Consider the following 10,757-nt stretch of genomic DNA (forward strand, 5'->3'; position numbering starts at 1 on the left):
CTGTCGTCGTTAACGGATAAGGACTTCTCGACGACAGCCATGACGTTTGAAGTTGCTGCAAGCGAGTGGTCATTCCATAACGCAATGCAGGAGTTTCATCATGGAAATGCTCATCGGTTTACTGGTTCAGATCATCAGCGGCGCCGTCGGCGGCAACCTGGCCGGCATGACCAAACAAAGCCTGGGTACGGGGCTCAATACCCTTCTCGGTGGCGTCGGCGGGTTAGTGCTGGGCCAGATTGTCTCGGCGCTCACCGGCACCGCTGGCGGCGAAGCACTGGATGTGGCGGCGGTCGGCAGCAATATCGTCGGCGGTGGCGTCGGTGGCCTGGTGCTGACGTGGGTTATCGGGTTCATCAAGCAAAAGATGGCGGCCAAGTAGGGAGGCACCGGTCACCGTCTTGCTGTGACGGTGACCCTCACTGCGTGCGGTCGTTGTGCCCCAGGTCGCGCTGTGGGTCGATCTGGTCGCGCACGCGTTGCTTGAGTACCTTGGCTTCGGGGAAACCACCGTCGGCCTTACGCTCCCAAATCTGCACGCCATCACAGGTAATGCGAAATGCTCCACCGGTGGCCGGCTCCAGCGACACTTTGCCCAGGTCATCGGAGAATGTACTCAGCAGCTCTTGGGCCAGCCAAGCCGCGCGCAGCAGCCACTGGCACTGGGTGCAATAGGTGATAACGATCTCGGGTTTGCTCACGGACATAATTTGACAGGCTCCTGGCGTAACGGGCTCGGCGGATCGGGTGGCTATAATACCGGCCTTTATCGCCCAGCCTCGAGATTCATGATGCGCCGCCTGTTGTCCTGCCTGCTGTTGTGCCTGCTTCCCCTCCTCGCCCAAGCCGTCGAAAGCCCACGCCCGAAAATTGGCCTGGTACTGTCCGGCGGCGCAGCGCGTGGCCTGTCCCATATCGGCGTGCTCAAGGCCCTGGAGGAGCAAGGCATTCAGATCGACGCGATTGCCGGCACCAGCATGGGCGCGGTGATTGGCGGGCTGTACGCGTCGGGCTACAAGATCGATGAGTTGGAAAAACTCGCGCTGAGTATCGACTGGCAACAGGCATTGTCCGATGCGCCACCCCGTGAAGACGTGCCGTTCCGGCGCAAGCAGGATGACCGGGATTTCCTGGTCAAACAGAAACTCAGCTTTCGTGACGACGGCAGCCTCGGCCTGCCACTGGGCGTGATCCAGGGTCAAAACCTCGCGCTGTTGCTGGAAAGCATGTTTGCCCACTCCAGCAACACGCGTAACTTCGATAAGTTGCCCATTCCCTTCCGCGCCGTGGCCACCGATATCACCACCGGAGAAAAGGTGGTGTTCAGTAAGGGCCATCTTCCACAAGTGATCCGCGCAAGCATGTCGATCCCCGCCGTGTTTGCCCCGGTGGAGCTGGACGGACGACTGCTGGTGGACGGCGGCATGACCGATAACATCCCGCTGGATGTGGCGCGGGAGATGGGCGTGGATATCGCCATCGTCGTCGATATCGGCACTCCACTGCGTTCACGCAAACAGCTGGCAACGGTGGTAGACGTACTTAACCAGTCCATCACCCTGATGACCCGGCGCAATTCCGAAGAACAACTCAAGGCCCTGCATCCCAAGGATGTTTTGATCCAACCGCCCCTCTCCGCCTTTGGCGTGACCGACTTCGGCCGCGCCAAGGACATGATCGACGCCGGCTACCGCGCCACCCGCGCCCTCGACCTGCGCCTTGCCCACCTGCGCCCTGCCGACCCCATCGACCCGCAACTGGTCGCTGCCCGAACCCCGGGCGAACGCACGCCAGTGATCACCGCGATCAACGTGGAAAACGATTCGAAAGTCAGCGACGACGTGATCCGCTACTACATCCGCCAGCCCCTCGGCGAGCCGCTGAACCTGGGGCGCCTGCAAACCGACATGGGCACCTTGTACGGCCTGGATTACTTCGAGCAGGTGCAATACCGCGTGGTGAAAAAAGGCCAGGACAATACCCTGGTCATCAGCGCGCGCGGCAAACGCAGTGGCACCGACTACCTGCGCCTGGGTCTGAACCTGTCGGACGATATGCGCGGCGACAGCGCGTTCAACCTGGGTGCCAGCTACCGCATGAACGGCATCAACCGCCTCGGCGCCGAATGGCTGACACGGGTGCAGATTGGTGATCGACAAGAGCTGTACAGCGAGTTCTACCAGCCGATGGATACCGGCTCACGCTACTTCGTCGCGCCGTACATCAGCGCCCAGGCGCAGAACGTCGAGTTGATCCTGGATAACGATCCTGTTTCCGAATACCGCCTGGAACGCTACGGTTTCGGCTTGAACGTAGGACGCCAGATCGACAACAGCGGCGAGATCCGCTTCGGCGTCGGCGAGGCTTGGGGCAAGGCCGATGTGCGCATCGGCGACCGTGACCTGCCAAGCGTGAGTTTCAGCGAAGGGTTCTATGAGTTGAAGTACTCCTTCGATTCCCTGGACAACGTGTACTTTCCCCACACCGGCGAGGATATCGGCCTGGCCTACCGGGAATTCGAACCGGGGCTGGGTTCGGACCAACGCTATCGCCAATGGGAGTTCAAGCTGGACAAGGCCATGAGCAATGGCCCGGATACCTTGGTGCTGGGCGGCCGTTACGGGCGCACACTGGATAAGTCCGACGTGGTGATTTCCAGCTTCCTGCTGGGTGGCGCGCGGCAATTGTCGGGCTTTCGCGAGGATGCGATCTCGGGGCAGAACATCAGCTTGATGCGGGCGGTGTATTACCGTCGGCTGACGCCGCGTTCGTATCTGCCGCTGGACTTCCCGCTGTATCTGGGGGCGTCACTGGAACGGGGTCGGGCGTGGAACAACGACAATGAATTCGACAGTGGGTATATCAATGCGGCGAGTATCTTCCTGGGGTTCGATACGCCGTTGGGGCCGCTGAACTTCAGCTATGGGTTCAATGATGATAATCAGAAGGCGGTGTACCTGAACCTGGGCCAAACGTTCTAGAAAGCCGAACGCAAAACCAAATGTGGGAGGGGCGGTGCGACGATTCGACTTGCCCCCTCCCACATTTTGATCGTCATTGAATTAGGGATTCAGGACTTTTCTAGGTTTGCCAGGATGTGCCCATGCACCCGCATGCACACCTTCATATCCTCTTCATCCACGCCTACAAACAGCTCATGGCGCAATGCCGTGGCGATGGTCTCGATCTGGTCAATCAGCGGCCGAGCGCTATCACACAACAAAATACGCTTGGCCCGACGGTCTTCCACCACGGCCTGGCGTTGCACCAGGCCCTGGCCTTCCAAACTGTCCAGCAGCCGAGCCAGCGTGGGGCCTTCGACCCCGACGCTTTGCGCCAGCTCACGCTGGGTAGGTGCTTCTTCGAAACGCGCCAGGTGCAACAGCACCAGCCAGCGCGCCTGGGACAAGCCCAGTCCCGCCAAACGGCGATCCAGCTCGGCGCGCCAACCTCGGGACATTTGCGCCAACTGCATGCCAAAGCGGTGTTGATCGGTTAACGACATAAAAAACTCATGGTTTAGACTGAAAATAAAGTGTGGCTAATTATTAGTCAGCTAAGCATGAGCCATGCCAGTAGGCAAGAGTTGCTATGTACTGATTCGTTACATTGTCGTAATTGCCGCACTAAATTTCGAATTCCGACTGCAAAGCGGCCCGTACGCAGTACAAAACGCCCTCGGGAACACGTCCGGTAAACAGGGGCGCGATCTCCGCGACCGCTGGCAATTCGCCTTCTCCGTCGAGAAACGCATCCTGGATTTCGCCGAGCAGATCCTCAGGCAGATCAAGCGCCTGCTCCAACGACAATTGTTGTTTACCGATGGACTCGGCCAACAAGGTGTAGACGTTCTTCTCGGAGCATTGCAACTGGCCGGCGATCTGGATCGGGGTCATGCCCGCGCGTGCCAGGCTGATCAGCTCGTGGCGAATATCCGCAACTTCTTTCGGCGCTTCGGCCTGGCCGCCGAGCACTTCGAGGAAGGCCTGGCCGTAACGCTCCAGCTTGCGTGCACCCACGCCGCTGACCCGCGCCATTTCGGCCATGGTGGTGGGCTGCTCGCGCAACATCTCCAGCAACGTCGAGTCGGGGAAAATAACGTAAGGCGGCACGCTGTGTTCCTGGGCCAGATGACGTCGCAGGGTGCGCAAGGCTTCCCACTGCTCACGCTCCTCAAAGCGCACCAGTTGGCTGGCCTGGCTGGTACTGCTCTTGGCGGTGGTCTGCGGCTTGAGGTCGCGGCGCAACTCCAGGCTTACTTCGCCCTTGAGCAACGGCCGGCAACTGTCGTTCAAGCGCAAGCCGCCGTAACCCTCGATGTCGATGTCCACCAGGCCACGGGCAACCATCTGCCGGAACAACGAACGCCACTCGCCTTCGGCGCGGGCCTTGCCGACACCATAGACCGAGAGTTTTTCGTGGCCGAAGCTGCGGATTTTTTCGTTGTCCTTGCCCAGCAATACATCCACCAAATGACCGACACCATAGCGTTGGCCGGTGCGATAAATCGCGGACAAACCCTGGCGCGCCGACTCGGTGGCGTCCCAGGTCTGCACACCGTCGACGCAAATATCGCAATGGCCGCAGGGCTCGGGCATGTCTTCGTCGAAATACGCCAGCAAGGTTTGGCGGCGGCAGCGTGTTTCTTCGCACAGCGAGAGCATGGCGTCGAGCTTGTGCTGTTCCAGGCGCTTGTGACGCTCGTCGCCTTCCGAGTTCTGCAACATCTGCTTGAGCATCACCACGTCCTGCAGGCCGTAGACCATCCACGCATCCGCCGGCAGGCCATCACGGCCCGCACGGCCGGTTTCCTGGTAGTACGCCTCGAGGGACTTGGGCAAATCCATATGGGCGACGAAGCGCACGTTGGATTTGTCGATACCCATGCCGAACGCGATGGTGGCCACCATGATCAGGCCTTCCTCGTTGAGGAAGCGTTTCTGGTGCGCCGAACGCGTTTCGTTGGGCAGGCCCGCGTGGTATGGCAGCGCCGGGTAACCCTGCTCACAGAGGAACGCGGCCACTTCATCGACTTTCTTGCGCGACAGGCAATAAACGATGCCCGCATCACTGCGCCGCTCCGACAGGAACGCCAGCAACTGCTTGCGCGGCTGCTCCTTGGGCACGATGCGGTAGAAGATATTCGGCCGGTCGAAGCTCGACAGGAAACGCTCGGCGTTCTGCAAATGCAGGCGCTCGACGATTTCTTCACGGGTACGTTTGTCGGCGGTGGCGGTCAGGGCAATACGCGGCACGTCAGGAAACAATTCGGCCAATTGGCCCAGTTGCAGGTATTCGCGGCGGAAATCGTGGCCCCACTGTGAAACGCAGTGAGCCTCGTCGATGGCAAACAGGGCAATTTCCAGGCTCTGCAGGAAGGCCAGCATGCGCGGCTGTACCAAACGCTCTGGCGCCAGGTAGAGCATCTTCACTTCACCGCGCTTGATCCGCGCGGCCAGGTCGCGCTGCTGCTCGGCGCTGAGGGTGGAGTTCAACGAGGCCGCTGCGACACCCAGCTCTTCAAGCGTGGCGACCTGATCGTCCATCAAGGCGATCAACGGTGATACCACCACGGCCAAGCCGTTGCGCAACAATGCCGGCACCTGGAAACACAACGATTTGCCGCCGCCGGTAGGCATCAGGACCAGGGCATCTCCACCACTGGCCACGCGCTCAATGATCGCACCCTGGCGGCCACGAAAACTGTCGTAGCCGAAGATGTCCTTGAGGACGCGTTGAGCCTGCTCGAGCATGTATAACTCCAAAATAGTGCCGAAATCCCTCACTACAGGCTGGCCGAAAAAATACGCGCTCACGGGAAATAATCCGTAAGCGAAGTTTTCGCGGGCTGGCGCTTGGCCTGTAAGGGCATCACAAAACGCGGCAGTATACCCGAGCGACATCCACCAAAGGGCGCCACTGACGAATAGCGACCGCCATCTAAAATGCCGTGCGGCTGGCCTGTGCGCTCAAGAAGGCCTAGAATTCAGCATCGTTTATTCCCAAGGTAGTCCTTCAATGTCCTTCGCTGAGCAACTAACCCGCCTGCAAGCCTTCCTCGACGCCGATGAGCTGCATGACGAGGCGCTGGACTACGTGGCCGCCCACGGCTACCTGACCGCCCTGTCCATCTGCTCCGAGCCCGTACCTGACCGTGAGTGGATCGACGCGCTGTTCGCCGAAGAGCCTCACTACACCGACGCTGCCCAGCGTGAAGAAATCGAATCCACCCTGCTGGCCCTCAAGGCCCACATCGGTCGCCAACTGGCCTCCGACGAGGAATTCGAGCTGCCATGCGAGCTGGACCTGGGCGAAGATCCGGACGACTCCGAGCTGCGCGGCTGGTGCATCGGCTTTATGGAAGGCGTGTTCCTGCGCGAAGCCGCCTGGTTCGAAACCGCCGAGGAAGAGGTCAGCGAAATGCTGCTGCCGATCATGGTCGGTTCGGGCCTGTTCGACGACCAGCCGGAGTTCTCCGACATTGCCGCCGACGCCAACCTGATGGACGACATGATCGTCCAGATCCCGGAAGCCCTGACCGCGCTGTACCTGCTGTGCAACGCACCCGACGAAAAACCGGCGATCCTCAAGCCACGTCACCACTGAGTCGCTTGCCCGTGACACCCATGGGCAACCGCTCGCTGCTCCTGCGTTACGTACTGCTGGCCATCGGCTGGCTGAGCGTAGCGTTGGGGGTGATCGGCATTTTCCTACCGGTGCTGCCAACCACGCCCTTTCTGCTCCTGGCCGCCGCCTGCTTCGCCCGAAGCTCCCCGCGCTTCTACCACTGGCTGGTGCAACACCCACGCCTGGGGCCGTGGATTCGCGACTATCTCGATGGCAATGGCATCCCGCTCAAAGGCAAGGTCTACGCCATCGGCTTGATGTGGCTGAGCATCGGCCTGTCCTGCTACCTCGTCCCCCTGCCCTGGGCACGCGGCTTCATGCTGACCAGCGCCTTGCTGGTGACGGTCTACATCTTGCGCCAGAAAACCCTGCCGCCCCGCTGAAAGCCCCTGCGACATTACCCCTCACAAGACCTTGGTCGACACTGACTAACCCCAAGCATCATGCGAGACTGTCCAACCGGGCCTGGAATGCCTGGGTGTTCTTATGCTCGGAGTTACCATGACGCTGTCCAGCGGGCTGATCGCCGCCGTTGCCCTGGCCTATATGGCCATTATGTTTGCCATTGCCTTTTACGGTGACCGCCGCCATGCGCCGTTGCCGCCGCGTATGCGTGCCTGGGTGTATAGCCTGTCGCTGGCGGTCTACTGCACCAGCTGGACGTTTTTCGGTGCTGTAGGCCAGGCCGCCGAGCAATTGTGGGCATTTTTACCGATCTACCTGGGACCGGTGCTGTTGCTGGTGCTGGCACCCTGGGTGCTGCAGAAGATGATTCTGATCAGCAAGCAGGAAAACATTACCTCCATCGCCGACTTTATCGCTGCGCGCTACGGCAAATCCCAGTCCCTGGCGGTGGTGGTGGCCTTGATCTGCCTGGTGGGCGTGCTGCCCTATATCGCCCTGCAACTCAAAGGCATTGTGCTTGGGGTGAATCTGCTGATTGGCTCCGGCCCTGACACTACCGGCACCCGGGCGCAAGACACGGCGCTGATCGTGTCGCTGGTGCTGGCGCTGTTCACCATTGTGTTTGGTACGCGCAACCTCGATGCCACCGAGCACCACCGTGGCATGGTGCTGGCGATTGCATTTGAGTCCCTGGTCAAGCTGTTTGCGTTTCTGGCGGTCGGCGCCTTTGTGACGTATGGCCTGTACGACGGCTTCGGCGACCTGTTCAGCCAAGCCATGCTTGCGCCACGCCTGGACGAATACTGGAAAGAAACCGTCAACTGGCCCTCGATGGTGGTACAGACCGGCGTCGCCATGATGGCGATCATCTGCCTGCCCCGGCAGTTCCATGTGACGGTAGTAGAGAACATCGACCCACAGGACCTGCGCCTGGCCAAGTGGGTGTTTCCCGCCTATCTGATTCTCGCTGCGCTGTTCGTGATCCCGATTGCCCTCGGCGGCAAGATGCTGTTGCCCGCGTCCGTGCTCCCCGACTCCTATGTGATCAGCCTGCCCATGGCCGAAGCGCACCCGGCGCTCGCGGTGCTGGCGTTTATCGGCGGCGCCTCGGCGGCCACCGGCATGGTGATTGTGGCGAGCATCGCGTTGTCGACCATGGTCTCCAACGACATGTTGCTGCCTTGGTTGCTGCGTCGTTCCAGCGCCGAGCGACCATTTGAAGTGTTCCGTCACTGGATGCTGTCGGTGCGCCGGGTCAGCATTGTGATCATCCTGCTGCTGGCCTACGTGAGTTATCGGCTGCTTGGTTCCACCGCAAGCCTGGCGACCATCGGCCAAATTGCCTTTGCCGCCGTCACCCAACTGGCACCCGCCATGCTTGGCGCGCTGTACTGGAAACAGGCCAACCGGCGCGGCGTGTTTGCCGGCTTGGCGGCGGGGACGTTCCTGTGGTTCTACACCTTGGTCCTACCGGTTACCGCGAAAAGCCTGGGATGGTCCCTCAGCCTTTTCCCAGGGCTGACGTGGATGCATTCCCACCCACTCGGTTTGTCTGTCACCTCGCTCACCCTGGGCACCGTGTTTTCCCTGGCGGGTAACTTCACGCTGTTTGTGTGGGTGTCGATGCTTTCGCGCACACGGGTGTCCGAACACTGGCAGGCCGGGCGCTTTATCGGCCAGGAAATCAGCCAGCGCGCCAACGCCCGCTCCATGTTGTCGGTACAGATCAGCGACCTGCTCAGCCTGGCGGCGCGTTTTGTCGGTGAAGAACGCGCCCAACAGAGTTTTATCCGCTTCGCCTATCGCCAGGGCAAAGGCTTCAACCCCAACCAGAATGCTGACAACGATTGGATCGCCCACACCGAACGGTTGCTGGCCGGTGTACTCGGTGCATCGTCGACGCGGGCTGTAGTAAAAGCCGCGATTGAAGGTCGGGAAATGCAGTTGGAGGACGTCGTACGGATCGCCGACGAAGCGTCCGAGGTCTTGCAGTTCAATCGAGCGTTGCTGCAAGGTGCGATTGAAAACATCACCCAAGGCATCAGCGTGGTGGACCAGTCCCTCAAGTTGGTGGCGTGGAACCGGCGCTATCTGGAGCTGTTCAACTACCCCGAAGGCTTGATCAGCGTGGGGCGGCCGATTGCCGACATCATTCGCTACAACGCCGAGCGCGGCCTGTGCGGGCCGGGAGAGGCCGAAGTGCACGTGGCGCGACGCCTGCACTGGATGCGCCAGGGCCGTGCGCATACCTCCGAACGTTTGTTCCCCAACGGTCGTGTAATCGAGCTGATCGGCAACCCGATGCCCGGCGGCGGCTTTGTCATGAGCTTCACCGACATCACCGCGTTCCGCGAGGCCGAGCAGGCGCTCACCGAGGCCAATGAAGGCCTGGAGCAACGGGTGGTCGAACGCACCCATGAACTGTCGCAGCTCAATGTGGCGCTGACCGATGCCAAGGGCGTGGCCGAATCCGCCAGCCAGTCGAAGACGCGCTTCCTCGCGGCTGTCAGCCACGACCTGATGCAACCGCTGAACGCCGCACGCTTGTTCTCCGCCGCCCTCTCCCATCAGAACGATGGGTTGTCGAACGAAGCCCGGCAACTGGTGCAGCACCTGGACAGTTCGTTGCGCTCCGCCGAAGACCTGATCAGCGATCTGCTGGATATCTCACGCCTGGAAAACGGCAAGATCAACCCGCAGCGTCAGCCTTTTGTACTCAATGAGCTGTTCGACACCCTGGGCGCAGAATTCAAGGCGCTGGCCCAGGAACAAGGCCTGGGTTTCCGACTGCGCGGCAGTCGCTTGCGCGTCGACAGTGACATCAAGTTGCTCCGACGGATTTTGCAGAATTTTCTGACAAACGCGTTCCGTTATGCCGACGGCCCGGTACTGCTGGGCGTACGCCGACGCAAAGGCGAGCTGTGCCTGGAAGTGTGGGACCGTGGCCCCGGCATTCCACCGGATAAGCAGAAAGTCATCTTTGAAGAGTTCAAACGCCTCGACAGCCACCAGACCCGCGCCGAAAAAGGCCTGGGGCTGGGCCTGGCGATTGCCGACGGCCTGTGCCGCGTATTGGGCCATCGCTTGAGCGTGCGCTCATGGCCGGGCAAGGGCAGCGTATTCAGCGTGTGTGTGCCATTGGCACGCAACCAGGCCAGTCCACGGGTGCAGGCGCCACAGGAAAACGGCTTGCCGCTGAGTGGCGCCCAGGTACTGTGCGTGGATAACGAAGAAAGCATCCTGATCGGCATGCGCAGCTTGCTGAGTCGCTGGGGCTGCGAAGTGTGGACCGCCACCGACCAAGCGCAATGTGCAGCGTTGCTGGCCGAGGGTGTGCGCCCGCAACTGGCGTTGGTGGATTACCACCTGGACCATGGCGAAACCGGCACCGAATTGATGAAGTGGTTACGGGCGCAATTGGCGGAGCCGATTCCTGGGGTGGTCATCAGCGCTGATGGGAGGCCGGAGATGGTGGCCGAGGTGCATGCGGCGGGGTTGGATTATTTGGCCAAGCCGGTGAAGCCTGCGGCGTTGCGGGCGTTGCTGAGTCGGCATCTCCCCCTATAACCCGGATGCACGCAAGCCAAAATGTGGGAGGGGCGGTGCGACGATTCGACTTGCTCCCGATGAGGGAGTGTCAGTCAGCCCATCTTCAGCTGACCCACTGCCATCGGGGGCAAGCCCTAATGCCAGTCAGTTAAGGAAACAGCAGATGAGCGACTTTC

General features: G+C 60.8%; 8 protein-coding genes. 5 read left to right on the forward strand and 3 right to left on the reverse strand.

What is annotated here, in order from left to right; genetic code table 11:
• Window positions 1-100: 100 nt before the first annotated feature.
• Window positions 101-382, forward strand: a complete 282-nt coding sequence (locus DYL61_RS21980; RefSeq protein WP_105694841.1) for a hypothetical protein — start codon at window positions 101-103, stop codon at window positions 380-382.
• Between the two features lie 37 nt (window positions 383-419).
• On the opposite strand, the gene DYL61_RS21985 is transcribed toward DYL61_RS21980, so the two are convergent.
• Complete coding sequence (locus tag DYL61_RS21985; RefSeq protein ID WP_135310069.1) at window positions 420-707, reverse strand: Rdx family protein; 288 nt, start codon at window positions 705-707, stop codon at window positions 420-422.
• A gap of 84 nt (window positions 708-791) precedes the next feature.
• Here DYL61_RS21985 and DYL61_RS21990 point away from each other — a divergent pair, with 84 nt between their 5' ends.
• On the forward strand, window positions 792-2,981 hold the full coding sequence (locus tag DYL61_RS21990; RefSeq protein WP_135310070.1) for a patatin-like phospholipase family protein: 2,190 nt from the start codon (window positions 792-794) through the stop codon (window positions 2,979-2,981).
• Between the two features lie 89 nt (window positions 2,982-3,070).
• On the opposite strand, the gene DYL61_RS21995 is transcribed toward DYL61_RS21990, so the two are convergent.
• Window positions 3,071-3,505: a MarR family transcriptional regulator gene (locus tag DYL61_RS21995; protein ID WP_105694838.1), complete on the reverse strand. Its 435-nt coding sequence runs from the start codon at window positions 3,503-3,505 to the stop codon at window positions 3,071-3,073.
• A gap of 121 nt (window positions 3,506-3,626) precedes the next feature.
• Window positions 3,627-5,753 (reverse strand): DNA helicase RecQ, encoded by a 2,127-nt coding sequence (gene recQ / locus DYL61_RS22000; RefSeq protein ID WP_135310071.1) that lies wholly within the window; start codon window positions 5,751-5,753, stop codon window positions 3,627-3,629.
• A gap of 265 nt (window positions 5,754-6,018) precedes the next feature.
• On the opposite strand from recQ, the gene DYL61_RS22005 reads away from it, so the two are divergent.
• The 3 genes from DYL61_RS22005 (at window position 6,019) to DYL61_RS22015 (ending at window position 10,599) form a co-directional block, all read left to right on the forward strand.
• Entirely contained in the window at window positions 6,019-6,606 is a 588-nt protein-coding gene (locus DYL61_RS22005; RefSeq protein WP_135310072.1) for a UPF0149 family protein, read from the forward strand.
• A 20-nt stretch (window positions 6,607-6,626) separates the two neighbouring features.
• Window positions 6,627-7,010 carry a YbaN family protein gene (locus DYL61_RS22010; protein WP_135310073.1) on the forward strand — a complete coding sequence of 128 codons (384 nt, stop codon included), beginning with the start codon at window positions 6,627-6,629 and terminating at the stop codon, window positions 7,008-7,010.
• Between the two features lie 118 nt (window positions 7,011-7,128).
• Window positions 7,129-10,599, forward strand: coding sequence for a hybrid sensor histidine kinase/response regulator (locus DYL61_RS22015; protein WP_135310074.1), 3,471 nt, complete (start codon window positions 7,129-7,131; stop codon window positions 10,597-10,599).
• Window positions 10,600-10,757 lie beyond the last annotated feature (158 nt).

Origin of the sequence: Pseudomonas nabeulensis, assembly GCF_004682045.1 — a bacterium.
In the GTDB taxonomy this organism is placed as follows: domain Bacteria; phylum Pseudomonadota; class Gammaproteobacteria; order Pseudomonadales; family Pseudomonadaceae; genus Aquipseudomonas; species Aquipseudomonas nabeulensis.

Excerpts from the sequence above, each read along its gene's own strand:
- DYL61_RS21985 (WP_135310069.1), bottom strand. The coding sequence starts at position 707 with ATGTCCGTGAGCAAACCCGAGATCGTTATCACCTATTGCACCCAGTGC.
- DYL61_RS22015 (WP_135310074.1), top strand. The coding sequence starts at position 7,129 with ATGACGCTGTCCAGCGGGCTGATCGCCGCCGTTGCCCTGGCCTATATG.
- DYL61_RS21990 (WP_135310070.1), top strand. The coding sequence starts at position 792 with ATGCGCCGCCTGTTGTCCTGCCTGCTGTTGTGCCTGCTTCCCCTCCTC.
- DYL61_RS21980 (WP_105694841.1), top strand. The coding sequence starts at position 101 with ATGGAAATGCTCATCGGTTTACTGGTTCAGATCATCAGCGGCGCCGTC.
- DYL61_RS21995 (WP_105694838.1), bottom strand. The coding sequence starts at position 3,505 with ATGTCGTTAACCGATCAACACCGCTTTGGCATGCAGTTGGCGCAAATG.
- DYL61_RS22005 (WP_135310072.1), top strand. The coding sequence starts at position 6,019 with ATGTCCTTCGCTGAGCAACTAACCCGCCTGCAAGCCTTCCTCGACGCC.
- DYL61_RS22010 (WP_135310073.1), top strand. The coding sequence starts at position 6,627 with ATGGGCAACCGCTCGCTGCTCCTGCGTTACGTACTGCTGGCCATCGGC.
- recQ (WP_135310071.1), bottom strand. The coding sequence starts at position 5,753 with ATGCTCGAGCAGGCTCAACGCGTCCTCAAGGACATCTTCGGCTACGAC.